Below are 25063 nucleotides of genomic sequence, written 5' to 3' on the forward strand. Positions count from 1 at the left end.
GCCCCCGGCTCTAAATCAGGTACCGGACTTGATCCGCGTCCAGGCCCTGGTCCGAGCCCGTTCGGCATCCCGCGCCAGGGGCTTGAGGGTATACAGCTTGGCCATCGCCTCCGCCGTCGGATACAGGTTGGGGTTGTTGCGAATCGCCGGGCTCACCTTGTCGGTCGCATCCTTGTTCGGGTTCGGGTACCCGACAAAGTCACTGATCGGCGCAATCACCTCGGGCCGCAGCAGGTAGTTGATGAACGCGTGGGCATCTTCCGGGTTGGCCGCGTTCTTCGGAATCGCCAGCATGTCGAACCAGATCGGTGCACCTTCCTTGGGCAGGCGCATGTCCACCACTACGCCATTCTTCGCCTCGATAGCGCGGTTGGCGGCCTGCGAGAAGCTGCCGCTGTAGCCCACTGCCACGCAGATATCGCCGTTGGCGATGTCGGCCATGTATTTCGAGGAATGGAAGTAGGTGATGTGCGGGCGGACCTTCAGCATCAGCGCTTCGGCTTTCTTGTAATCAGCCGGTTTGTCGCTGTTCGGTGGCAAGCCCAGATACTGCAACGCCAGCGGCATGATCTCCGACGGCGAGTCGAGCAGGGCCACGCCGCACTGCTTGAGCTTGGCGATGTTCTCTTCCTTGAAGATCAGGTCCCAGCTGTCCACCGGGGCGTTGTCGCCGAGCGCAGCCTTGACCTTGGCCGGGTTGAAGCCGATCAGCACGGTGCCGTACATGTAAGGCACGGCAAATTTGTTGCCGGGGTCGTTGGCCTCGATCAGCTTCATCAGCGCCGGGTCCAGGTGCTGCCAGTTCGGCAGCTTGCTGCGGTCCAGTGGCTGGAACACCCCCGCTTCGATCTGCTTGGCGAGGAACACGTTGGACGGCACTACCACGTCATAACCGGAGTTGCCGGTCAGCAGCTTGGCTTCCAGCGCCTCGTTGGTGTCGAAGATGTCGTAGACCAGCTTCACCCCGCTGTCTTTCTGGAACTCGGTGAGGGTTTGCGGGGTGATGTAGTCGAACCAGTTGTACACCCGCAGGGTGCGCTGTTCGGCCTGGGCTTGCAGGGCACCGGTGAACAGGGTGGCGGCGATGAACGGGGCGAGCAGACGCTTGAGTCGGACCATTACCGGGCTCCTGGCTGGGCGTGCTGGAAGCCTTCCAGCACATTGACCGCGTTGATACCGATTTCTTCCACAGCGTAGCCGCCTTCCATCACGAACAGGGTCGGCTTGCCGAGTTGAGCGATGCGCTTGCCCATTTCCAGGTAGTCCGGGCTGTCCAGCTTGAACTGCGAGATCGGGTCGTCCTTGAAGGTATCCACGCCCAGCGAGATCACCAGCACATCGGCGTCATAGGCGGCGATGCGCTGGCACGCGTCCTCCAGGGCAGCGCTCCAGGCGGCCCAGTCGCTGCCGGCCGGCAGTGGGTAGTTGATGTTGCAGCCTTCACCGGCACCCTCGCCGGTTTCATCGGCATAGCCGAGGAAGAACGGGAATTCGTCGCGCGGGTCGCCATGGATCGAGGCGAAGAACACATCGTTGCGGTTGTAGAAGATGTCCTGGGTGCCGTTGCCGTGGTGGTAGTCGACGTCGAGGATGGCGACCTTGCGCCGGCCCTGGTCGAGGAAGGCCTGGGCGGCGATCGCGGCGTTGTTCAGGTAGCAATAGCCACCCATGACTTCGCCGGCGGCATGGTGCCCTGGCGGGCGGCACAGGGCGAAGGCGGAATGGGCGCCTTGCTGGATAGCTGCCTGCGCGGTGAGGGCGACCTGGGCGGCGCTGTAGGCGGCCTGCCAGGTACCGGCGGTGATCGGTGCGCCGGCATCGAAGCTGTAGTAGCCCAGCTCACCGTGCAGGCCGGTGGGTTTTACCTGGCGCAGGGTGCGTGCGGGCCAGGTGAACGGCAGCAGGTCGCCTTCCTGGCCCAGTGCGGCCCAGCGCGCCCAGGCGCCTTCGAAGAAGTCCAGGTAGCCGGCACTGTGGATACGCAGCAACGGTGCGCGCCCGAAGTCGGTGGGGCCCTGGATGTCGCCAAGGTTGCGCTTTTTGACCTGGTCGAGCACATGGTCGGCGCGTGACGGCATTTCGAAACAGGGCATCAGCTTGCCGTCGATCAGCTCGCAGCGGCCGTGGTGCAGGCGGTGGTCATCGGAATAGATCGTCAGCATTGTTGTTCTCCGGTGGGTACTGGCGTGGGCCCATTCTCATGGGCGGGCCAGTGGGGGAGAACGACGCAAGTGGCCAAAAGGGGATCGATATGGCCAAGCTCTTTGGCCCGCTTTTCCTGTACCGGCCTCTTCGCGGGCGCGCCCGCTCCCACAGGTATCCCGCAACACTGGGGCGTTGTGCAGAACCTGTGGGAGCGGGCAAGCCCGCGAAGAGGCCGGTACAGGTCAACCGCGAAAATGGCTGGGCGCGACGCCACTCCAACGCTGGAAGGCATGCCGAAAACTGGCGGTCTCGCTGAACCCCAGGCACTCGGCAATCCGATAGATCGGCATCTGCTCATCAGCCAGCAATTGTTTGGCCCGCTCGAACCTCAGTTCATCCAGCAGCTGTTGATAACTGCTGCCCAACGCCTGCAAATGCCGGCGCAGGGTGCGCGATGAGCAGTTCATCTGCCGCGCCAGCCCTTCCAGCCCGGGCGCTGCATCCAGTTGCTGCGCCAGCAGTTGGCGAATCCGCCCCAGCCAGGCCTGGCGGCCGGTGAATTCCAGGTTCAGGCGCCGGCAGCGTTCGCTCATGGCCTTGTGGGTAATCGGGTCGGCCAGCGGCAGTGGTGTGTCCAGCCAGCGCCGTTCGAAGGCAAAGGCATTGTCCTCGGCCTCGAAACCGACCGGGCACTGGAATGCCCCGGCATAGAGTGCGTGGTAACCGGGCCGTGGGTGTTCGAAACGGGCTGCCAGCAGGGGCAGGGGGCGGCCGAGCAGGTCGTCGCAGATGACCTTGAGCGACACCAGGCAGAACTCGGCGTTGAAGGCGGTCAGCGTCGGGCTGTCGTGGTAGTCGCTGGCGCTCAACCAGACGCGCTGACCGTCGTCGAGCAAACGCAGCTTGAAGACTGTTCCCAGCAGTGCCGGATACTGCAGCGCCAGGCGCAAGGCGTCACCCAAAGTGGCACTGGAGAGCAGGGCGTAACCGAGCATGCCGTAGCACGACACATGCATGCGCCGGCCCAGTTCCAGGCCGATATCCTCGCGTCGGGCAACGGCGTTGGCGCACACCTGCAGTTCCTGCTGGGTGGTGATGCGCGCATCGGCATGGCCCAGGTCTGCCGGGCCGATGCCGCTGCCGGCCAGCAGCGCCGACGCGTCGCAACCGTCTGCCTGGAAGACGTTGAGGATCAGCGAAACCGCGTTGAGGGTGGTCAGGTGGCTGTGCAGCATGCTGGGTAATCCCGTTGGGCTGGGACGCATTATGGAGCAAGTTGTGTGCCGATGTTCGGGGGCCGCTCCCACATTGGCCGGTGTACGCAGGGCTATTGCAGGAGCGGCCTTGCGTCGCGATGGGCTGCAAAGCAGCCCCAAATCCTTCAGGCAAAAAAAAGGCCCGAAGCATAGGCTCGGGCCTTGGAAAGGTTGAGAGGTGTCTAGTCCCTCGACCTGGTGAGACTGTTTACAGCGGCCTGGTTACGCCTTCAGCGGAACCAGACGGGGAGCGATCATGTTTTCCGGACGCAGGATGTCGTCGAGCATCGCGTCGTCCAGCAGCTTCTCTTCGCGCACCAGTTCCAGTACGCCGCGGCCGGTTTCCAGGGCAACGCGGGCGATACGGGTGGCGTTTTCGTAGCCGATGTACGGGTTCAGGGCGGTGACCAGGCCGATCGAGTGCTCGACCAGTTCACGGCAGCGCTGTTCGTTGGCGGTGATGCCGACGATGCAGTGCTCGCGCAGCATGTCCATGGCGCGTTGCAGCAGGCGGATCGAGTCGAAGATCTTGTAGGCGATCAGCGGCTCCATAACGTTCAGCTGCAGCTGGCCACCTTCGGCGGCGACGGTCAGGGCCAGGTCGTTGCCCATGATGGCGAAGGCCACCTGGTTGACGGCTTCCGGGATAACCGGGTTGACCTTGCCTGGCATGATCGAACTGCCTGGCTGACGCGCTGGCAGGTTGATCTCGTTGATGCCGGTGCGCGGGCCGCTGGACAGCAGGCGCAGGTCGTTGCAGATCTTCGACAGCTTGACGGCGGTACGCTTGAGCATGCCGGAGAACAGCACGAAGGCGCCCATGTCCGAGGTGGCTTCGATCAGGTCGGCAGCCGGTACCAGTGGCTGGCCGCTGATGGCAGCCAGGCGCTGTACGGCCAGGGCCTGGTAGCCAGGGTCGGCGTTGATGCCGGTGCCGATGGCGGTACCGCCCAGGTTGATTTCGGTCAGCAGTTCCGGGGCCAGCGAGCGCAGGCGCTGCAGGTCTTCGGTCATGGTGGTGGCGAAGGCGCGGAATTCCTGGCCCAGGGTCATCGGTACGGCGTCCTGCAGCTGGGTACGGCCCATCTTCAGTACGTGGTCGAATTCCTTACCTTTGGCAGCGAAGGCCTGGATCAGGCTGTCGAGGCTGGCCAGCAGGGCGTCGTGGCCCAGCAGCAGGCCCAGACGGATGGCGGTCGGGTAGGCGTCGTTGGTCGACTGCGCCATGTTCACGTCGTTGTTCGGGTGCAGGTACTGGTACTCACCCTTCTGGTGGCCCATGGCCTCCAGCGCGACGTTGGCGATGACTTCGTTGGCGTTCATGTTGGTAGAAGTACCAGCACCGCCCTGGATCATGTCCACCACGAACTGGTCGTGGTAATCGCCTTTGATCAGGCGGGCGCAGGCTGCGGTGATGGCAGCGTGCTTGGCATCGCTCAGGTGACCCAACTCACGGTTGGCGTCGGCAGCAGCCTGCTTGACCATGGCCAGGGCCACGACCAGCTTCGGGTAGTGCGACAGCGGAACACCGGAGAGGTGGAAGTTGTTGGCAGCGCGCAGGGTCTGGATGCCGTAGTAGGCATCTGCAGGAACTTCAAGGGTACCCAACAAATCTTTTTCGACGCGGAACGATGCAGCGGAGGACATGATGTATATCATCTCGATTTTGACCCGGCACATGCCGGAATGGCGCCAATCCTAGGCCTGAAGGTGATTTTGCGGCCAATGCTGTTGCACGCTAACCTATGCACAAACGGCATAGTGTTTCATGTGACGCCAATTGACATTCGAGCGTGTTCCATTTTGGTGCACGCCAGGAGATGTGCTTCGTGAACCTTGAAAGCAAATGGCTGGAAGACTTCAGCGCGCTGGCCGCCACCCGCAGTTTTTCCCAGGCGGCAGAGCGGCGTTTCGTCACCCAACCGGCCTTCAGCCGGCGCATTCGCAGCCTGGAAGCAGCCTTGGGCCTGCAATTGGTGAATCGTTCCCGTACGCCGATCGAACTGACAGAGGCCGGCCAGCTGTTTCTCGTCACGGCGCGTACTGTTGTCGACCAGTTGAGCGAAATTCTCCGCCACTTGCATCATCTGGAAGGCGGGCAGGGTGAAGTGGTGCAGGTGGCCGCGGCACACTCCCTGGCATCGGGCTTTTTCCCGCGTTGGGTGGCCCAGTTGCGCAACGACGGGTTGAACATCGCCACCCGCCTGGTTGCGACCAACGTCGGAGATGCCGTGCATGCATTACGCGAAGGTGGCTGCGACCTGATGCTTGCCTTCTATGACCCGGATGCCGCCCTGCAGATGGATGCCGAGATCTTCCCGTCGCTGCACATGGGCACCACTGAAATGTTGCCGGTATGCGCCGTGGATGCCGAGGGCAAGCCGTTGTTCGACCTGGAAGGCGAGGGCAGCGTGCCGCTGCTGGCCTATACCGCCGGCGCCTTCCTCGGTCGCTCGGTCAATTTGCTGCTGCGTCAGCGCAACCTGCGCTATACCACCGTCTATGAAACCGCCATGGCCGACAGTCTGAAGAGCATGGCGCTGGAAGGCATGGGCATCGCCTGGGTGCCGCGCCTGTCGATGCGTGGCGAACTGGAACGGGGCGAACTGGCGATCTGTGGCGGCAGCCAGTGGCACGTGCCGCTGGAAATCCGCCTGTACCGCTGCGCCCTGGTGCGCAAGGCCAATGTGAGGCTGTTGTGGCGCAAGCTCGAGGGGGCGGCGATGGTTGACCCAAAAGTCAGTCAAAGCCCCGAAAAATAAGGGGCGACAGTTGGTCGCCGGGGTGCCTTAAACGCACCACCTTACGGTATACTGCGCGGCCTTTCGACCGGATGCGTCCGGTCCTGATCAGCAAACAAGCCACGCCGGTCGTCCCGCGTGGCTTGTTGTTTTTTGACGCGCCCAAGGGCGCACAAGCGAAGAGGCTCGACGATGAGTGCACTGGTTGGCGTGATCATGGGCTCCAAGTCCGATTGGTCCACCCTTAGCCACACCGCCGATATGCTGGAAAAACTCGGCATTCCCTACGAGGTGAAGGTGGTTTCCGCCCACCGTACCCCGGATCTGCTGTTCCAGTATGCCGAGGAGGCTGAGGGCCGTGGCATCGAGGTGATCATCGCCGGTGCCGGTGGCGCAGCCCACCTGCCAGGCATGTGTGCCGCCAAGACCCACCTGCCGGTGCTGGGCGTGCCCGTGCAATCGTCGATGCTGTCGGGTGTCGATTCGCTGCTGTCGATCGTGCAGATGCCAGCCGGCGTGCCGGTTGCCACCCTGGCCATCGGTCGTGCCGGTGCGGTCAACGCCGCGCTGCTGTCGGCCAGCATCCTCGGCGCCAAGTACCCGCAGTACCACGCGGCGCTCAAGCAGTTCCGCACGGAACAGACCGACACCGTGCTGGACAACCCAGACCCGCGCCAGGCTTGAGGCTCAACCCATGAAGATCGGTGTAATCGGTGGCGGCCAGCTGGGCCGCATGCTGGCCCTGGCGGGTACCCCGCTGGGCATGAACTTCGCCTTCCTCGACCCGGCGCCCGACGCCTGCGCTGCGCCGCTGGGCGAGCACCTGCGTGCCGACTACGGCGACCAGGACCACCTGCGCCAGCTGGCCGACGAAGTCGACCTGGTCACCTTCGAGTTCGAAAGCGTCCCGGCCGAGACCGTGGCCTTCCTCTCGCAGTTCGTGCCGGTGTACCCCAGCGCCGAAGCGCTGCGCATCGCCCGTGACCGCCTGTTCGAGAAGAGCATGTTCCGCGACCTGGGTATCCCTACCCCGGCCTTCGCCGACATCCTCTCGCAGGCCGACCTGGACGCCGCGGTGGCCAGCATCGGCCTGCCGGCCGTGCTGAAAACCCGCACCCTGGGTTACGACGGCAAGGGCCAGAAGGTGCTGCGCACGCCTGAGGACGTGGTCGGTACCTTTGCCGAGCTGGGCAGCGTACCTTGCCTGCTGGAAGGCTTCGTGCCGTTCACCGGCGAAGTGTCGCTGGTGGCCGTGCGTGCCCGTGATGGCGAAACCCGCTTCTACCCGCTGGTGCACAACACCCACGAAAGCGGCATCCTGCGCCTGTCGGTCGCCAGCCAGGCGCACCCGCTGCAGGCCCTGGCCGAAGACTACGTGGGCCGTGTGCTCAAGCAACTGGACTATGTGGGCGTGATGGCCTTCGAGTTCTTCGAAGTCGACGGCGGCCTGAAGGCCAACGAAATCGCCCCGCGCGTGCACAACTCCGGGCACTGGACCATCGAAGGCGCCGAGTGCAGCCAGTTCGAGAACCACCTGCGCGCCGTCGCCGGCTTGCCGCTGGGCTCGACTGCCAAGGTCGGCGAGAGCGCGATGCTCAACTTCATCGGTGAAGTGCCGGCGGTGGACAAGGTGGTTGCCATCGGTGACTGCCACCTGCACCACTACGGCAAGGCCTTCAAGGTTGGTCGCAAGGTTGGCCACGCCACCCTGCGCTGCCACGACATGGCCACCCTCGAGCGCAAGATTGCCGAAGTAGAAGCCCTGATCGGCAACTGATCGAACTTCTACCAGCGGCTTGCCCTCTGAAATGGCAACAAGCCAAAGCGCTGTCTAGGCTTTGGCTTGTTCCATCTTCACTGCAGAGGGATTGCCATGGGTATCATTGGGACCATCTTCATCGGCCTTATCGTCGGCCTGCTGGCCCGCTTCATCAAGCCGGGCGACGACAGCATGGGCTGGATCATGACCATCCTGCTGGGGATTGCCGGCTCCCTGCTGGCTACCTACGGCGGCCAGGCGCTGGGTATCTACCAGGCCGGGCAGGCTGCCGGTTTCCTTGGCGCGCTGATCGGTGCTGTGATCCTTCTGGTGATCTACGGATTCATCAAGAAACGCTGAATACTGGTTAGAATGCCCGGCAATTCATTCGAGTTGCCGAGCATTTTCATGCGTGCCTTTTTCCTCGCCCCACTGCTGTTGGCCAGCGCCCTGGCCCATGCCGAACTGCCTGAAACCGACTGGCTGGAGCTGATGCCCAAGTCGGACCAGCAGGCGCTCGAGCAAATGCCCGATATCGACCACAACTCGCCGGAAGCCATGGGCACCTTTACCGACAAGGGCGGCCTGAAGCAGAGCAAGGGCCTGCCGGCGGTGATGTACTCGACCAAGACCGTGGCGGCCATGAACGGCAAGGATATTCGCCTGGGCGGCTACCCGGTGCCGCTGGAGAGCGATGCCAAGGGCAACAGCACGTTGTTCTTCCTGGTACCGTACCCAGGCGCGTGCATTCATGTGCCGCCACCACCACCGAACCAGCTGGTACTGGTGCGCTACCCGAAAGGCCTCAAGATCGATGATATCTACACACCGCTGTGGGTCAGCGGCAAGCTGAAGGTGGAGAAGGTCAGCAATGACCTGGCCGATGCGGCCTATGCGCTGGATGCGGGGAAGGTGAGGGTGGTGGAGGATGCAGACCTCTGATTGCCTGCACCGGCCTCTTCGCGGGCTTGCCCGCTCCCACAGGTACTCCACAATTTTCAAGGCTTGTGGAGTACCTGTGGGAGCGGGCAAGCCCGCGAAGGGGCCCGCATAGGCACTGCAAGACTCAGATCATTTCACAGCCAATCCTGACCCCCAGTGAGCTGCTGCCCCCAGGTTTCAATTCCACCAGGTCATCCCACACATTCGCCGTCTCGATGCACAGCATCCGCTGCCACCCGTCATCGGCCATGTCCGGCAGTTCCCTGGCCCGTTCAGTCCAAGGGTTCCAGATCACCGCCGAGCGCGACCCGCTGCTGGTCAAGGTAATGCGCCGCTCCCAGTGCGGGTCGACGATGCTCAGGGTTTGCGGGGTCGCCAGGTAGATCCGGTCAGTCTCCCCGGCAAACGCCAGCGGCCCCTGCTGCTGGCGCTGCTCCCAGTCAGCCAGGGTCTCGATATAGCTCAGCCCCTCCACTCCTTCGACCCGCGCTTGGCGCACGTCACTGACCGCGAAGTAGCTGTGTAGGGCCTGGCTGATGGTGACGGGGGTATTGCCCATGTTGCGGCTGGTCAGGTTCAGCTGCAGGTCCTCGCCCAGCTCCACTACCAGCTTCAGCTCGACGTCATGAGACCAGCCAGGCAGGTCACCCTGCGCTTCCGGCAGTTCGAATTCGATGCGCAGGCCTTCGCCCGCTTCCTCGATGCCCAGCAATTGCCAGTCGCGCGCGCGCGCCAGGCCGTGGGCGGGTGCTTGTTCGCCGTGGTACATGGCCTGCACGGCCTGGGGGTTGCGCTGCAGGTTGCCGAACCACGGCCAGCACACCGGCACACCGGCGCGTACCGACTTGCCCTGACGGAAGATGGCCTGGTCGCTCAGCCACAGCAGCGGTGGCTGGCCAACGCGCTGGTAGCTGAGGATCTGCGCGCCCTGCTGGGCGATCAGTAGTTCGGCTTGGTCGCTGCTGATACGCCAGCAGTTGAGTTCGCCATGTTGCTCGGTTACGACCTGGAAGGTAGCCATTGCATTCATCTCATTGATTGCCAGTGGGCCTTGGACCCGGGCACATGCAATGAGTTTACCGCCGGCGTGGCTCAGCGACGAGGTACGGAGCGGGTGCGGCCACTGCCGTCGATGGCGACGAAGACGAAGACTGCTTCGGTGACCTTGCGCCATTCGCTGGACAGCGGGTCGTCGCTCCACACTTCGACCATCATCTGGATCGAGCTGCGGCCGATTTCCAGGGTCTGGGTATAGAACGACAGCTGCGCGCCGACGGCGACCGGGACCAGAAAGGCCATGCGGTCGATGGCCACGGTGGCCACGCGGCCGCCGGCGACACGGCTGGCCATGGCGGTACCGGCCAGGTCCATCTGGGCGACCAGCCAGCCGCCGAAGATGTCGCCAAACCCGTTGGTTTCGCGCGGCAGTGCGGTGATCTGCAAGGCCAGGTCGCCTTGCGGGATTGGATCTTCTTGTTCGAGCTCAATCATGCGATGGGGCCTCTGACCCGTGACGCTTTTCGTTGGTGTGGCGCAAAGGCCGGGTAAACGATTCAGCTTGAAACATACTACGCCGATTTCGTTTCACTGAGCGGCCGTAGGGAAACTCTGCGAAACCGCCTGACATAAAGACCGGCGTTTTCGCACAACATCCCACGCTAGCAGCAACCTTTTCCTACGAACTGCCAGTATATAGAGCATAACGGTCAGCGACGACCGTGCATTCATGAATATGTGTAGGGATTTTGTATCGCTTCCGGCGCAGCTCAGCAATTTGCTATCTTCGCCTGTCTCCCACTCCAGAAGCCGCGTGCCAAGCGGCCTGCATGCCTACAAAGAGAACAATCAGCGATGACTTCCGTGCCGAGCAGTATCGAGCAGCCCTCGCGGCCGCTGACCCGCAGTGACTACAAGACTCTCTCACTGTCCGCCCTGGGCGGCGCGCTGGAGTTCTACGACTTCATCATCTTCGTGTTCTTCGCCACGGTGGTCGGCAAGCTGTTCTTCCCCGCCGACATGCCCGAATGGCTGCGCCTGATGCAAACCTTCGGCATTTTTGCCGCCGGCTACCTGGCGCGGCCGCTGGGCGGCATCATCATGGCCCACTTCGGTGACCTGCTCGGGCGCAAGAAGATGTTCACCCTGAGCATCTTCATGATGGCCCTGCCAACGCTGATCATGGGCCTGCTGCCCACCTATGCACAGATCGGCATGTGGGCGCCGATCCTGTTGCTGCTGATGCGCGTGATCCAGGGCGCGGCTATCGGTGGCGAGGTACCGGGCGCCTGGGTATTCGTGTCCGAGCACGTGCCAGAGCGCAACACCGGCTACGCCTGCGGCACCCTCACCGCAGGCCTGACCGCGGGCATCCTGCTTGGCTCGCTGGTGGCGACCCTGATCAACAGCGTCTACAGCGCACAGGAAGTGGCCGATTACGCCTGGCGTATCCCGTTCCTGCTCGGCGGTGTATTCGGCCTGTTCTCGGTGTACCTGCGCCGTTGGCTGCACGAAACCCCGGTGTTCGCCGAGATGCAGCAGCGCAAGGCGCTGGCCGAGGAGCTGCCGTTGCGCGCGGTGCTGCGTGACCATCGCGGTGCGATCATCCTGTCGATGCTGCTGACCTGGATGCTGTCGGCCGCCATCGTGGTGCTCATCCTGATGACTCCGGCGCTGCTGCAGAGCATCTACCACATCAGTCCCACCGACTCGCTCAAGGCCAACAGCCTGGCCATCGTGCTGCTCAGCTTCGGCTGCATCGGCGCTGGCAGCCTGGCCGATCGCTTTGGCGCGGGCCGGGTGTTCGTGATCGGCAGCCTGTTGCTGCTGGCGACCTCCTGGACCTTCTACCACAGCCTGCCGACCCGCCCCGAGCTGCTGTTCCCGCTGTATGCGGTGACCGGCCTGTGCGTGGGTGTGATCGGTGCGGTGCCTTATGTGATGGTCAAGGCATTCCCGGCGGTGGTGCGCTTCAGCGGGCTGTCGTTCTCGTACAACGTGGCCTACGCGATCTTTGGCGGACTGACGCCGATGGTGGTGACTGCGCTGCTGAAAGTGAGCCCGATGGCGCCGGCCTACTATGTGGCGGGGCTGTGTGCCGTTGGTCTGGTTGTGGGCCTGTACCTGCTCGCCAACAAGCGCTGATCTACGCCAGGGCTTCTGGCCTCTTCGCGGGCACGCCCGCTCCCACAAGGGTCACACAGTCCCTGTGGGAGCGGGCGTGCCCGCGAAGAGGCCAGACCTGCTTTTGATGATGGCCTTTCATCCAATTGTCATATTCAAGTCATATCGTATTCATGCGGCCTGCAGATACTTGGGCCCGTTCCATCCAACACCCCAATATTCCTGCTAGGAGCAAGGCATGAAACTGAAGCGTTTGATGGCGGCCCTCACCTTTGCCGCCGCTGGCGTTGCAACCGCCAACGCGGTAGCCGCTGTCGATCCTGCGATCCCGACCTACACCAAGACCACCGGTGTTTCGGGCAACCTCTCCAGCGTCGGTTCGGACACCCTCGCCAACCTGATGACTCTGTGGGCCGAGGCCTACAAGAAGGAATATCCGAACGTAAACATCCAGATCCAGGCTGCCGGCTCCTCCACCGCGCCACCCGCGCTGACCGAAGGCACCGCCAACCTCGGCCCGATGAGCCGCAAGATGAAGGACGTCGAGCTGCAGGCCTTCGAGCAGAAGTACGGCTACAAACCGACCGCCATCCCGGTCGCCGTAGACGCCCTGGCTGTGTTCGTGCACAAGGACAACCCGATCAAAGGCCTGACCATGGCCCAGGTCGACGCCATCTTCTCTTCCACCCGCCTGTGCGGTGGCAAAGCCGACGTCAAGACCTGGGGTGACCTGGGCGTGACCGGCGATCTGGCCAACAAGCCAGTACAGCTGTTCGGCCGTAACTCGGTATCGGGCACCTACGGCTACTTCAAGGAAGAAGCCCTGTGCAAAGGCGACTTCAAGCCTAACGTCAACGAACAGCCTGGCTCGGCTTCGGTCGTGCAGTCGATCAGCTCCTCGCTGAACGGCATCGGCTACTCGGGCATCGGCTACAAGACCGCCAGCGTCAAGACTGTGGCCCTGGCCAAGAAGGAAGGCGGCGAGTTCGTTGAAGACAACGAAGCCAACGCCCTGAACGGCACCTACCCGCTGTCGCGCTTCCTGTACGTCTACGTCAACAAGGCCCCGAACAAGCCTCTGGCCCCGCTGGAAGCCGAGTTCGTCAAGCTGGTGCTGTCGCAAGCCGGCCAGCAGGTCGTGGTGAAGGATGGCTACATCCCGCTGCCGGCCAAAGTCGTCGACAAGACCTTGGCTGACCTGGGCCTGTCCCACGCAGGTAACGTCGCAAAAAAGTAAGTAACTGAAGGGGAGGCCGGCGCTGATGCCCGGCCTCTTCCACGAAGTTCCAGTCCGAAGCCAGGTTTCCTGTGCGGCGGGCTTTCGTGCGTCACCACTTTGTAATGTTTTTGTCACACGGGACCGCTAGGGTGTGCGCATGAATGATCTGGCCAACTCCAACATGACCCAAAACTCCCAGCCCGTGCGGATTGATTTCAATACGCCGGAGTTGCAACGCAAGCGCCGCATGCGCGCGCTCAAGGACCGCCTGACCCGCTGGTATGTACTGGTGGGCGGGCTTGCCGTATTGGCGGCGATCACCCTGATCTTCTTCTATCTGGCCTATGTGGTGCTGCCGCTGTTCCAGGGCGCCGAGCTGACCAGCAAGAAAGCCCTGGAGCCGACCTGGCTGCAACAGGATGCCGGCAAGCCGCTGATGATCGCGCTTGAAGAGCAGAACCTGGTGGGCATGCGCGTTTCGGACAAGGGCCAGGCACTGTTCTTCGATACCAAGACCGGTAACGAGCTCAAGCGTTTCGACCTGCCGGTGCCGGCAGGCACCCAGGTCACTTCGATCAGTGCCGACCAGCCGGGCAGCCCGCTGGTGGTGCTGGGCTTGTCCAATGGCCAGGCGCTGGTGTTCCACCACACCTACAAAATCACCTACCCGGACAACAAGAAAACCATCGCCCCCGGCATCGACTACCCGTACGGCGAGCAGCCGTTCGTGCTCGACGAGCAGGGCCGTGCGCTGGAGCATGTCAGCGTCAACGTCAATGGCGACACCCTGCTGATGGCCGGTTCCACCGGCGCGCACCTGCAGGTGGTCGAGCTGACCCGCACCGAAAACATGATGACCGAAGAGGTCACCACCGAGCAGAACCGCATCGAATTGCCGCAGATGACCGAAACGGTGAAGAACATCTTCATCGACCCGCGTCAGCAGTGGCTGTACGTGATCAACGGCCGCGCCACCGCAGACGTGTTCAACCTGCGCGACAAGAGCCTCAACGGCCGCTACAAATTGTCTGAAAGCGCCGACACCGAAATTACCGCCACCGCCCAGCTGGTCGGCGGCATCTCGCTGATCATCGGCGACTCCAAGGGTGGCCTGGCCCAGTGGTTCATGGCCCGTGACCCGGATGGCGAATCCCGTTTCAAGCTGATCCGCACCTTCCAGATGGGCAAGGCCGCGGTCGTGCAGATCGACGCCGAAGAGCGCCGCAAGGGCTTCGTCGCCCTCGACGCCGCAGGCGAGCTGGGCGTGTTCCACAGCACCGCGCACCGTACCCTGCTGGTCGAGCCGGCCGCCGAAGGCCCTGGCATCCTGGCCCTGTCGCCACGTGCCAACCGCATCATCATCGAAGAAGGCGGCAAGCTGCTGCCACTGAGCCTGCGCAACCCGCACCCGGAAATTTCCTTCAGCGCGCTGTGGGGCAAGGTGTGGTACGAGAACTACGACGAGCCGAAATACGTCTGGCAATCGACCGCATCGAACACCGACTTCGAGCCCAAGCTGAGCCTGTCGCCGCTGACCTTCGGTACCCTGAAGGCCGCGTTCTACGCCATGATCCTGGCGGCCCCGCTGGCGATTGCCGCGGCCATCTACACCGCCTACTTCATGGCCCCTGGCATGCGCCGCAAGGTCAAGCCGGTGATCGAACTGATGGAAGCGATGCCGACCGTGATCCTCGGCTTCTTCGCCGGCCTGTTCCTCGCCCCCTACCTGGAAGGCCACCTGCCGGGCGTGTTCAGCCTGTTCCTGCTGATGCCGCTCGGTATCCTGCTGGCCGGCTTCGCCTGGACCCGCCTGCCCGAGTCGATCCGCCTGCGTATCCCGGATGGCTGGGAAGCGGCGATCCTGATCCCGGTCATCCTGTTCACCGGCTGGTTCGCCCTGACCATGAGCCCGCACCTCGAGAACTGGTTCTTTGGCGGCGACATGCGCCTGTGGATCACCAACGACCTGGGGATAACCTACGACCAGCGCAACGCCCTGGTCGTGGGTATCGCCATGGGCTTCGCGGTCATCCCGAACATCTACTCCATCGCCGAAGACGCCGTGTTCAGCGTGCCGCGCAGCCTGACCCTGGGCTCCCTGGCCCTGGGAGCGACGCCATGGCAGACCCTGACTCGCGTGGTCATCCTCACCGCCAGCCCGGGTATCTTCTCGGCGCTGATGATCGGCATGGGCCGTGCGGTGGGCGAGACCATGATCGTGCTGATGGCCACCGGCAACACCCCGGTGATGGAGCTGAACCTGTTCGAGGGCATGCGCACCCTGGCCGCCAACGTGGCCGTGGAAATGCCGGAGTCGGAAGTCGGCGGCAGCCACTATCGCGTGCTGTTCCTGGCCGCGCTGGTGCTGCTGATGTTCACCTTCATCATGAACACCTTGGCCGAGCTGATTCGCCAGCGTCTGCGCAAGAAATACTCGTCGCTTTGATAGAAAGGTAGCGATCCGTGAAAAAGGATTCCCTCAAAGGCTGGTTCAAGAGCGGCGCCCCAGGCGTCTGGATGAGCGGCGGCGCGGTGGCCATGGCAGTGATCATGACCGTTGGCCTGCTGGCGGTGATTGCCGTGCGCGGCCTGGGCCACTTCTGGCCGGCCGATCTTGTCCAGGCCACCTACAAGGTGCCTGGCCAGGCCGACCACGTCGTCATTGGCGAAGTGGTGCAAAAGGAAGAAGTACCCCGTGCCCGCCTGAAGGGCGCCGGCCTGCCAGTGCCTGACCAAGGCCCGGAGTTCATGACCCGTGAGCTGATCAAGGTGGGCAACCGCGACCTCAACGGCAGCGACTTCACCTGGGTGGTCGGCGACTGGCTGGTCGACGAAAAGCACCCGACCGACCTGATCGCCCTGGAGCGTCGCGAGTGGGGCAACTTCTACGGCTACCTGGTCAGCGTCAAGGAAGAAGGCCGCGTAGTCGCCGAAGGTGTTGCCGCCTGGGCCGAGCTGCAGGCCCGCCTCAAGCGCGCCAACCAGCTCAACAGCGAACTGCAAAGCCTCGAGAAGAAAGACATCGGTGCCATCAACCATGGCCTCGAGCGCCTGCGTCTGCAGGCGCGCAAGCTGGAGCTGGACGGCAAGCTGGACGCCGCCGCCCAGGCCGACATGGACGCCGAGCGCGCCGAGCTGAACAGCCGCTACAAGGCCATCGAAGACCGCCTGACCGGCTTGCACCAGGCCTTCGCCCGCGACAGCCTGGTGGCCCGCGATGGCAACGGCCGTGAAGTGGAAATCAACCTCAGCAAGGTGGTGCACGCCATCCAGCCGAACGCCATGTCGGGGTTCACCAAGCTGGGCGCCTACTTCACCAAGGTCTGGGAGTTCCTCAGCGACGACCCGCGTGAAGCCAACACCGAGGGCGGTATCTTCCCGGCCATCTTCGGTACCGTGATGATGACCCTGATCATGGCCGTCATCGTCACCCCGTTCGGTGTGCTGGCTGCCGTGTACCTGCGCGAATACGCCAGACAGGGCCCGGTGACCCGCCTGATCCGCATTGCGGTGAACAACCTGGCCGGTGTACCGGCGATCGTCTACGGCGTGTTCGGCCTGGGCTTCTTCGTCTATGTGCTGGGTGGCTCGATCGACCGCCTGTTCTTCCCCGAAGCACTGCCGGCGCCAACCCTGGGTACCCCGGGCCTGCTGTGGGCATCGCTGACCCTGGCGCTGCTGGCCGTGCCGGTGGTGATCGTGGCCACCGAGGAAGGCCTGGCGCGTATTCCGCGTACCGTGCGCGAAGGCTCGCTGGCCCTGGGCGCGACCAAGGCCGAGACCCTGTGGAAGATCGTCCTGCCGATGGCCAGCCCGGCGATGATGACCGGCATGATCCTCGCCGTGGCCCGCGCCGCCGGTGAAGTGGCACCGCTGATGCTGGTAGGTGTGGTGAAGCTGGCCCCGTCGCTGCCGGTGGACGGGAACTACCCGTACCTGCACCTGGACCAGAAGATCATGCACCTGGGCTTCCACATCTATGACGTCGGCTTCCAGAGCCCCAACGTCGAAGCCGCGCGGCCGCTGGTATACGCCACGGCGTTGCTGCTGGTGCTGGTGATTGCGGCCCTCAACCTCTCGGCCGTGTGGATCCGTAACCACCTGCGCGAGAAGTACAAGGCCCTCGACAGCTGATCCTGATTGCAAGCGTGCCGCCCGTGAGCCGGGCGGCCCTTTGAAACGAATTGTTAGCGTATGGAGTTGACCATGCAGCAAGAATCCCATACCCACGGCATCGACATGTCTGCCCTGGGCCGCGACAAGCAGAGCCTGCGCCTGGCCGAAGAGACCGTAGCCATCGAAGTGCCGGGCCTGAGCCTGTTCTACGGCGACAAACAAGCGCTGTTCGATGTGCAGATGAACATCCCCAAGCAGCGCGTGACCGCCTTCATCGGCCCGTCCGGCTGCGGCAAGTCGACCCTGCTGCGCACCTTCAACCGCATGAACGACCTGGTTGACGGCTGCCGCGTGGAAGGCGCCATCAACCTGTACGGCAACAACATCTACCGCAAGGGCGAAGACGTGGCCGAGCTGCGCCGCCGTGTGGGCATGGTGTTCCAGAAGCCCAACCCGTTCCCCAAGACCATCTACGAAAACGTGGTCTACGGCCTGCGCATCCAGGGCATCAACAAGAAGCGCGTGCTCGACGAAGCGGTCGAGTGGGCGCTGAAGGGCGCGGCCCTGTGGGACGAGGTCAAGGATCGCCTGCACGACTCGGCACTGGGCCTGTCCGGTGGCCAGCAGCAGCGTCTGGTCATCGCCCGAACCATCGCCGTGGAGCCGGAAGTGCTGCTGCTCGACGAACCGTGCTCGGCACTGGACCCGATCTCGACGCTGAAAGTCGAGGAACTGATCTACGAATTGAAATCCAAGTACACCATCGTCATCGTGACCCACAACATGCAGCAGGCGGCCCGTGTTTCGGACTACACCGCGTTCATGTACATGGGCAAACTGGTCGAATTCGGGGATACCGACACCCTGTTCACCAACCCGGCGAAGAAGCAGACCGAAGACTACATCACCGGTCGCTACGGCTGATCGCCGCTCCGGATAGGTACCTGGCCCCTGTGGGAGCGGGTTTACCCGCGAAGCAGGCGCCGCGGTGTCTGGCACCGGCTTCGCCGGTGTTCGCGGGTAAACCCGCTCCCACAAACCAGGGAACGAGACGAACAAATTGAAGCTTGCAGCTTCTTCGCGGAGCGAACGATGATCAACAAAGAAAGCCTTACGCATCACATTTCCCAGCAGTTCAACGCCGAGCTCGAAGAGGTGCGTAGCCACCTGCTGGCCATGGGCGGCCTGGTCGAAAAGCAGGTCAACGACGCAGTCACTGCGCTGATCGAAGCCGACTCGGGCCTGGCCCAGCAAGTGCGCGAAGTCGACGAGCAGATCAACCAGATGGAGCGCAACATCGACGAGGAGTGCCTGCGCATCCTCGCCCGTCGTCAGCCGGCGGCCTCCGACCTGCGCCTGATCATCAGCATCTCCAAGTCGGTGATCGACCTGGAGCGCATCGGTGACGAGTCGACCAAGATCGCCCGTCGCGCCATCCAGCTGTGCGAGGAAGGCGAGTCGCCGCGCGGCTATGTCGAAGTGCGCCACATCGGTGACCAGGTTCGCAACATGGTCCGCGACGCGCTGGACGCCTTTGCCCGCTTCGACGCCGACCTGGCACTGTCGGTGGCCCAGTACGACAAGACCATCGACCGTGAATACAAGACCGCCCTGCGTGAGCTGGTGACCTACATGATGGAAGACCCGCGCTCGATCTCGCGGGTACTGAGCGTGATCTGGGTCCTGCGTTCGCTGGAGCGTATCGGCGACCATGCGCGCAACATCTCCGAGCTGGTGATCTACCTGGTGCGCGGCACCGACGTGCGTCACATGGGCCTCAAGCGCATGACGGCAGAAGTGCAGGGCACTGCTGTTTCCGACGGCGAAAACGCTAATGTTCCGGCCGAACCTGACGATAAGTAAGGTTGCTCCCGAGCATCGACGCCCGGCCTTGGCCGGGCGTTTTCGTTTGCGGTCGAGGAGCCGGCAGGCACCCGCGAACGATGTGAAGAAGTCCCGGCGTGACCAGGTTGTAGCAAGTGGCCATTATTCGGCGGTAGGCTAGTCGGGATTCAGAAGGAGTATCGATGAGTAAAGTGAATGTGCTGGTCGTGGATGACGCCCCGTTTATCCGTGACCTGGTCCGCAAATGCCTGCGTAATGCCTTCCCGGGCATGACCATCGACGACGCCGTCAACGGTCGCAAGGCCATGGCCATGCTGGGCAAGGAAGCGTTCGACCTGGTTCTGTGCGACTGGGAGATGCCGGAAATGTCCGGTCTGGAATTACTTACCTGGTGCCGCCAGCAGCCTGAGTTGAAGAACTTGCAGTTCATCATGGTGACCAGCCGTGGCGACAAGGAAAACGTCATCCAGGCGATTCAGGCGGGCGTTTCCGATTTTGTCGGCAAGCCGTTCACCAACGAGCAATTGCTGACCAAGGTGAAAAAGGCCCTGACCAAGATCGGCAAGCTCGACAGCCTGATGGCCAGCGGCCCGGCACGGGTCAACTCAGCGTTCGCCAATGACTCGCTGAATGCACTGACAGCCGGCAAGCCTGAAGCGGTGAAGGTCACGGCGCCAGCGCCGGTACCTGCACCCGCCAGGCCAGTGGCCAGTGCCCCCCGGCCCGCCGCTCCCGCGCCGACCGGCCGTGGTCAGGGCCAGTTGCGCCTGGCCGGCGGCATGCAGCCGTGCGTGATCAAGGCGCTGAGCCTGAAAGAGGCCCTGCTGGTGGTGCGCCGTGGCGAAGCGCTGCCCCAAGTGCTGGAAGGCGCGGTGCTGGACCTGGAGCAGGGCGAGAACGCCGAAGTCGCGCGCCTGAACGGCTACCTGCATGCCGTCGCGGCACTGGAACCCAAGCCTGACAGTGACTGGTTGCAACTGACCTTCAAGTTCGTCGACCAGGATGCCCAGAAGCTCGACTACCTGTCGCGGCTGATTGCCCGCGGGACGGCGCAGAAGCATTTCACCCCGGGCGCCTGAGTAATGACTACTGGCCCCATCGCCGGCAAGCCAGCTCCCACAGGTACAGCGTCAACCTCTGGCCCTGTGCATTTCCTGTGGGAGCTGGCTTGCCGGCGATGGGGCCAGTTCTGTTGACGCCATCCGACCAACTGTCATACCCGCCGCAAAACCCCCTGCTAGGCTTCGACAAATCATAACTGTCAAAAAGCCACTATCATGCCCGCCCGCCTGCTGCTGTTCTGTGCATTGCTCATGGCCTCGGCGTCGAGCCTGGGCATGACTATCTACGAGATCACCGATGATGGCCGTGTGACCTCCTATTCCGACCGGCCCGGCCCCGGTGCCAAAACCTTTGTGCGGCGCGTACCCATGGTCGAAGTGCCCGAAGGCCAGGTGCTGCTGAACGCGATAACCTTCAACGGCGGCGTGAGCTTTTCGGCCCGCAACCAGCTGCATGTGCCGGTGGAGGTAGAGCTGCGCCTGGACAACCTGGTGAACGCACAAGGTGGCAATGCCCCGCGTACCGTGCGCCGGGTACTGCCGCCGCGCACCACGCAAATGCTCAGCGTGCTCAGGGGCCGGCCCGGGATGTTGCTGAACTACCGCTCGACCCTGCTGCAGGCCATGGGCGACCCGGGCAAGCGGCCCCAGGGCTTCCGCTATGCCTTCCCCTGGATTGGCGGGCCGTTCCGCGTGACCCAGGGCCCCAATGGCCGGGTCAGTCATTTTGGGCCCAAGGGGCGTTATGCCATGGATATCGCCATGCCCGAAGGCACCACCATCATCGCGGCGCGGGAAGGGGTGGTGGTGAAGACGGAGAACAGCCAGAGCGGGCGCGGCCCCAACCCGTCGGGCAATTTCGTCAGGATCCTGCACCCGGACGGCACCATGGGCGTGTACCTGCACCTGATGCGCGGTTCGGTGGTGGTGGCGGAGGGGCAACGGGTGCGCCAGGGGCAGATGCTGGCCAAGTCGGGCAATACCGGCAACAGCACCGGGCCGCACCTGCATTTCGTGGTGCAGCGCAATGTGGGGTTGGCGCTGGAGTCGATACCTTATCGGTTCGACAGGCCGATCGGAGGGTTGCCTGACTTCACTGCGGGTAACCCATGATCCGTGTCGGCTTCTTCGCGGGCTCGCCCGCTCCCACAGTAATCTGAAAGGCCTGGCCTTTGGCGATCCTGTGGGAGCGGGCGAGCCCGCGAATGGCCGTCAATCCAGCTTGAGCACCTTGGCCAGCACGATCTTCGGCCCTTTCATCTTCTTGATGATGATGCGCAGCCCTTCGACCTCCAGCACTTCCTCTTCTTCAGGCACGCGCTTGAGCGTCTCGTAGACCAGCCCGGCGAGGGTTTCCGCCTCGATATGGTCAAGGTCGACGCCCAGCAGGCGCTCGACCTTGAACAGCGGCGTGTCGCCACGCACCAGCAGCTTGCCCGGCTGGTAGGCGAGGATGCCGCGCTCGGTCTTGCGGTGCTCGTCCTGGATGTCGCCCACCAGCACTTCCAGCACGTCTTCCATGGTCAGGTAGCCAATCACCTTGCCATCGGCTTCCTCCACCAGCACGAAGTGCGCGCCGCCCTTGCGGAACTGCTCCAGCAACTGCGCCAGCGGCATGTGCCGCGACACGCGCTCCAGTGGCCGTGCCAGGTCGTCGAGGTCGATGGTTTCGGGCAGGTGCTCGAGTTCGGCCAGCTCCAGCAGCAGGTCCTTGATGTGCAGCAGGCCGGTGAATTCTTCACGCTCGGCGTCGTACACCGGGTAGCGGCTGAACTTGTGGCGGCGCACCAGGGCCAGGATCTGCTTCAACGGCGCATGGGCGTCGATGCTGACCATGTCCTCGCGCGAGTTGGCCCAGTCGACCACCTCCAGCTCGCCCATTTCCACGGCCGAGGCCAGCACGCGCATGCCTTGGTCGCTCGGGTCCTGGCCACGGCTGGAGTGCAGGATCAGCTTGAGCTCTTCACGGCTGTAGTGGTGCTCGTGGTGTGGGCCGGGCTCGCCCTGGCCGGCAATGCGCAGGATGGTGTTGGCGCTGGCATTGAGCAGGTAGATGGCCGGGTACATCACCCAGTAGAACAGGTACAGCGGCACGGCGGTCCACAGCGACAGCAGCTCGGGCTTGCGGATGGCCCAGGACTTGGGTGCCAGCTCGCCGACCACGATGTGCAGGTACGAGATGACGAAGAAGGCGACGAAGAACGAGATGGCCTTGATCAGCTCGGGCGTGTCCACGCCCAGGTAGGCCAGCAGCGGCTCGAGCAGGTGGGCGAACGCCGGTTCACCGACCCAGCCCAGGCCCAGCGAGGCGAGGGTGATGCCCAGCTGGCAGGCCGACAGGTAGGCGTCGAGCTGGTTGTGTACCTTGCGCAGGATGCTGCCACGCCAGCCATGCAGCTCGGCGATGGACTCGACGCGGGTGGCGCGCAGCTTGACCATGGCGAACTCGGCGGCAACGAAGAAGCCGTTGAGCAGCACCAGGAGCAAGGCAAAGATGATCATGCCGAAATCGGCGAATAACGAGGTGAGGCTGATACCAGGGGAAGGGTCCATGATGGAGTTTTTACGGGGTCCGTCTTCGAGATAGAGAGAAAAAAAGTGCCAGCTCTTGCTGGCACAGGGGGTCCAATGTAGCGGCTGGTGCCGTAAAAGCAAAGGGTGGCGGACTTATTGCGGTCCCTGTGGGAGCGGGCGTGCCCGCGAAGGGCTGCGCAGCAGCCCCGATCTCAAGCCTTGCCGTTGGCCAATTGTGCCGGCGCGAAATGACAGGTAAAGGTACTGCCATGCCCCGGCACGCTGCTGATCTCCAGCTTGCCGCGGTGGCGCATAAGCACATGCTTGACGATCGCCAGCCCCAGCCCGGTGCCGCCGGTATTCGACGCACGGCTGGAATCGACCCGGTAGAAGCGCTCGGTCAGGCGTGGCAGGTGCTTGGCATCGATGCCCACCCCCGAGTCCTGCACCGACAGGTGCGCGCCCTGGGCATCGGCCCACCAGCGAATACGGATGCTGCCTTCGTCCTGGGTGTACTTGACCGCATTGAACACCAGGTTGGAAAAGGCACTGCGCAGCTCCGACTCGCTGCCTTTCAGCTGTACGCCGGGCGCGGCTTCCAGGGTGATGCGCTGGTTGCGGGGCCCGGACAGGGCCTGGGCGTCGTTCTTGATCGCGGCGAGCAAGGCATCGACCGCCACTGGCTGGTTGTCCGATGGGTAGTCGGTGGCCTCCAGCTTGGCCAGCAGCAGCAGGTCGTTGAGCAGTGTCTGCATGCGCGAGCCTTGCTGGCTCATCTGCTGCAGGGCTCGGCCCCAGCGCGGGTTCACGTCTTCGACGTTGTCCAGCAGGGTTTCCAGGTAGCCGGTGATCACCGTCAGCGGCGTGCGCAGCTCGTGGGACACGTTGGCGACGAAGTCCTTGCGCATCTGCTCCAGCTGGTGGATGCGGGTAACATCGCGCACCAGCATCAGGTGCTCGTTGTTGCCGTAGCGGGTGATGTGCAGCTGCACGCGCATGCGGTCGTTGATCGGCGAGGGGATTTCCAGCGGCTCGAGGTAGTTCTCCGCCTCGAAGTATTCCTTGAAGCGCGGGTGGCGCACCAGGTTGGTCACCTGCTGGCCGCCGTCCTGTGGGGTCTTGAAGCCCAGCAGGGTCTCGGCGGCGCGGTTCCACCATTCCAGGTTGCCGTCACTGTCCAGCATGATTACCGCGTCACGCAGCGCGGCGGTAGACTCCTGCACCCGGTCGATCACCGCCTGCAGGCGGCCGCGCACGCGCTGGTCGCGGCGTTGCAGGTGGTAGATGCTGTCGAACACCTCGCCCCACAGGCCGTAGCCATCGGGCGGTGCTTCGTCGGGTTGGTGGTTGCGCAGCCAGTCATGCAGGCGCAGCAGTTGCTTGAGGGTCCAGCCCAGGTAGAGCGCCAGGCCGATGGCCAGGCTCCAGCCATAGTAGCCGCTGACCAGCCCGCCGATCAGGCAGACGGTTATCAGCAGCAGCAGGTGGCGAATCAGGGTCGCGTGCCAGTTCTGGTTCAATTGACGGTCCTTGTACAACGACGTGCAGCTTGGCGCTTTTCAGCTCGATCAGCTCTTGGTCGAGAAGCGGTAGCCGGTGCCCCGGACGGTTTGTACCAGATTTTCGTAGGCTTCACCCAGCGCCTTGCGCAGGCGGCGGATGTGTACGTCGACGGTGCGCTCTTCGACATAGACGTTACCGCCCCACACCTGGTCCAGCAGCTGGCCACGGGTGTAGGCGCGCTCCTGGTGGGTCATGAAGAACTGCAGCAGGCGGTATTCGGTAGGGCCCATCTCGGCCGGCTTGCCGTCGATGGTCACGCGGTGGCTGATCGGGTCGAGCAGCAGGCCGCCGACTTCGATCGGTGCCTCGCTATCGCTCGGGCCGGTGCGGCGCAGCACGGCTTTCAGGCGGGCGACCAGTTCACGCGGCGAGAACGGCTTGGTAATGTAGTCGTCGGCGCCCACTTCCAGGCCCTGGATCTTGTTGTCCTCTTCACCCTTGGCGGTGAGCATGATGATCGGGATGTCGCCGGTCAGTTCGTCGCGCTTGAGGCGGCGGGCCAGCTCGATGCCGGAGGTGCCCGGCAGCATCCAGTCGAGCAGGATCAGGTCCGGTTTGCGGTCAACGATGATCGCGTGGGCCTGTTGGGAGTTTTCCGCTTCCAGGCAGTCATAGCCGGCCATTTCCAGGGCAACGGCGATCATCTCGCGAATTGGTGCTTCGTCGTCGACGATCAGAATGTTCCTGCCAACCATGCTCAAAACCTCTCCTGGATACGGTGTCTTGGCCCGCATTAGATAACGGAATTATTGCAGCTGTGTGACAGGGTGTTGGCCGTTCTG

The 25063-nt window shown here is 63.4% G+C and carries 22 protein-coding genes; 13 read left to right on the forward strand and 9 right to left on the reverse strand.

Going from position 1 to position 25063, the window contains the following annotated elements; all coding sequences use genetic code 11:
* Positions 1-15 precede the first annotated feature (15 nt).
* The 4 genes from CAG22_RS00295 to aspA all read right to left on the reverse strand — a co-directional run bounded on the left by CAG22_RS00295 (position 16) and on the right by aspA (position 5048).
* The gene (locus tag CAG22_RS00295; protein WP_085703962.1) at positions 16-1119 is read right to left on the reverse strand and encodes a polyamine ABC transporter substrate-binding protein; all 1104 of its coding nucleotides are present in this window, start codon (positions 1117-1119) and stop codon (positions 16-18) included.
* Complete coding sequence (locus tag CAG22_RS00300) at positions 1119-2162, reverse strand: histone deacetylase family protein (protein ID WP_025341136.1); 1044 nt, start codon at positions 2160-2162, stop codon at positions 1119-1121. Before CAG22_RS00300 ends, CAG22_RS00295 begins: the two co-directional genes overlap by 1 nt.
* Before the next feature lie 225 nt (positions 2163-2387).
* Positions 2388-3380, reverse strand: coding sequence for an AraC family transcriptional regulator (locus tag CAG22_RS00305; protein ID WP_085703964.1), 993 nt, complete (start codon positions 3378-3380; stop codon positions 2388-2390).
* Positions 3381-3623: 243 nt separating this feature from the next.
* Positions 3624-5048, reverse strand: coding sequence for an aspartate ammonia-lyase (gene aspA, locus CAG22_RS00310; protein WP_003260072.1), 1425 nt, complete (start codon positions 5046-5048; stop codon positions 3624-3626).
* 182 nt (positions 5049-5230) lie between these two features.
* On the opposite strand from aspA, the gene CAG22_RS00315 reads away from it, so the two are divergent.
* The 5 genes from CAG22_RS00315 (at position 5231) to CAG22_RS00335 (ending at position 8843) form a co-directional block, all read left to right on the forward strand.
* The gene (locus CAG22_RS00315; protein WP_075046777.1) at positions 5231-6163 is read left to right on the forward strand and encodes a LysR substrate-binding domain-containing protein; all 933 of its coding nucleotides are present in this window, start codon (positions 5231-5233) and stop codon (positions 6161-6163) included.
* A gap of 171 nt (positions 6164-6334) precedes the next feature.
* On the forward strand, positions 6335-6826 hold the full coding sequence (purE, locus tag CAG22_RS00320) for a 5-(carboxyamino)imidazole ribonucleotide mutase (protein ID WP_003253304.1): 492 nt from the start codon (positions 6335-6337) through the stop codon (positions 6824-6826).
* Positions 6827-6836: 10 nt separating this feature from the next.
* Positions 6837-7919, forward strand: a complete 1083-nt coding sequence (locus tag CAG22_RS00325) for a 5-(carboxyamino)imidazole ribonucleotide synthase (protein WP_025341133.1) — start codon at positions 6837-6839, stop codon at positions 7917-7919.
* Positions 7920-8015: 96 nt separating this feature from the next.
* Entirely contained in the window at positions 8016-8261 is a 246-nt protein-coding gene (locus tag CAG22_RS00330; protein ID WP_012274863.1) for a GlsB/YeaQ/YmgE family stress response membrane protein, read from the forward strand.
* A gap of 48 nt (positions 8262-8309) precedes the next feature.
* Positions 8310-8843: a DUF3299 domain-containing protein gene (locus CAG22_RS00335; RefSeq protein WP_161797630.1), complete on the forward strand. Its 534-nt coding sequence runs from the start codon at positions 8310-8312 to the stop codon at positions 8841-8843.
* Between the two features lie 124 nt (positions 8844-8967).
* Here CAG22_RS00335 and CAG22_RS00340 read toward each other — a convergent pair whose 3' ends face one another.
* Positions 8968-9864 carry a D-hexose-6-phosphate mutarotase gene (locus tag CAG22_RS00340; RefSeq protein WP_085703968.1) on the reverse strand — a complete coding sequence of 299 codons (897 nt, stop codon included), beginning with the start codon at positions 9862-9864 and terminating at the stop codon, positions 8968-8970.
* 71 nt (positions 9865-9935) lie between these two features.
* On the reverse strand, positions 9936-10334 hold the full coding sequence (locus CAG22_RS00345; protein WP_003253317.1) for an acyl-CoA thioesterase: 399 nt from the start codon (positions 10332-10334) through the stop codon (positions 9936-9938).
* A 360-nt stretch (positions 10335-10694) separates the two neighbouring features.
* Here CAG22_RS00345 and CAG22_RS00350 point away from each other — a divergent pair, with 360 nt between their 5' ends.
* The 8 genes from CAG22_RS00350 (at position 10695) to CAG22_RS00390 (ending at position 21317) form a co-directional block, all read left to right on the forward strand.
* Positions 10695-11984, forward strand: coding sequence for an MFS transporter (locus CAG22_RS00350; RefSeq protein ID WP_003258167.1), 1290 nt, complete (start codon positions 10695-10697; stop codon positions 11982-11984).
* Positions 11985-12201: 217 nt separating this feature from the next.
* Complete coding sequence (locus CAG22_RS00355) at positions 12202-13200, forward strand: phosphate ABC transporter substrate-binding protein PstS (protein ID WP_013974822.1); 999 nt, start codon at positions 12202-12204, stop codon at positions 13198-13200.
* A gap of 139 nt (positions 13201-13339) precedes the next feature.
* Positions 13340-15628, forward strand: coding sequence for an ABC transporter permease subunit (locus CAG22_RS00360; RefSeq protein ID WP_085588835.1), 2289 nt, complete (start codon positions 13340-13342; stop codon positions 15626-15628).
* 71 nt (positions 15629-15699) lie between these two features.
* The gene (gene pstA / locus CAG22_RS00365; RefSeq protein WP_170929259.1) at positions 15700-17316 is read left to right on the forward strand and encodes a phosphate ABC transporter permease PstA; all 1617 of its coding nucleotides are present in this window, start codon (positions 15700-15702) and stop codon (positions 17314-17316) included.
* 72 nt (positions 17317-17388) lie between these two features.
* Positions 17389-18222 carry a phosphate ABC transporter ATP-binding protein PstB gene (pstB, locus tag CAG22_RS00370; protein WP_003258171.1) on the forward strand — a complete coding sequence of 278 codons (834 nt, stop codon included), beginning with the start codon at positions 17389-17391 and terminating at the stop codon, positions 18220-18222.
* A 168-nt stretch (positions 18223-18390) separates the two neighbouring features.
* Positions 18391-19161: a phosphate signaling complex protein PhoU gene (phoU, locus tag CAG22_RS00380; protein WP_013974818.1), complete on the forward strand. Its 771-nt coding sequence runs from the start codon at positions 18391-18393 to the stop codon at positions 19159-19161.
* Positions 19162-19325: 164 nt separating this feature from the next.
* Entirely contained in the window at positions 19326-20222 is an 897-nt protein-coding gene (locus CAG22_RS00385) for a response regulator (RefSeq protein WP_085703971.1), read from the forward strand.
* A 198-nt stretch (positions 20223-20420) separates the two neighbouring features.
* Positions 20421-21317, forward strand: coding sequence for a M23 family metallopeptidase (locus CAG22_RS00390; protein WP_013974816.1), 897 nt, complete (start codon positions 20421-20423; stop codon positions 21315-21317).
* 99 nt (positions 21318-21416) lie between these two features.
* Here CAG22_RS00390 and CAG22_RS00395 read toward each other — a convergent pair whose 3' ends face one another.
* The 3 genes from CAG22_RS00395 to phoB form a co-directional block, all read right to left on the reverse strand.
* Entirely contained in the window at positions 21417-22757 is a 1341-nt protein-coding gene (locus CAG22_RS00395; protein WP_013974815.1) for a hemolysin family protein, read from the reverse strand.
* 173 nt (positions 22758-22930) lie between these two features.
* Positions 22931-24238 (reverse strand): phosphate regulon sensor histidine kinase PhoR, encoded by a 1308-nt coding sequence (phoR, locus tag CAG22_RS00400; protein WP_025341127.1) that lies wholly within the window; start codon positions 24236-24238, stop codon positions 22931-22933.
* Between the two features lie 48 nt (positions 24239-24286).
* On the reverse strand, positions 24287-24976 hold the full coding sequence (gene phoB, locus CAG22_RS00405) for a phosphate regulon transcriptional regulator PhoB (RefSeq protein WP_003253341.1): 690 nt from the start codon (positions 24974-24976) through the stop codon (positions 24287-24289).
* Positions 24977-25063 lie beyond the last annotated feature (87 nt).

The organism is Pseudomonas sp. B8(2017) (assembly GCF_002113575.1).
Lineage (GTDB): Bacteria > Pseudomonadota > Gammaproteobacteria > Pseudomonadales > Pseudomonadaceae > Aquipseudomonas > Aquipseudomonas putida_Z.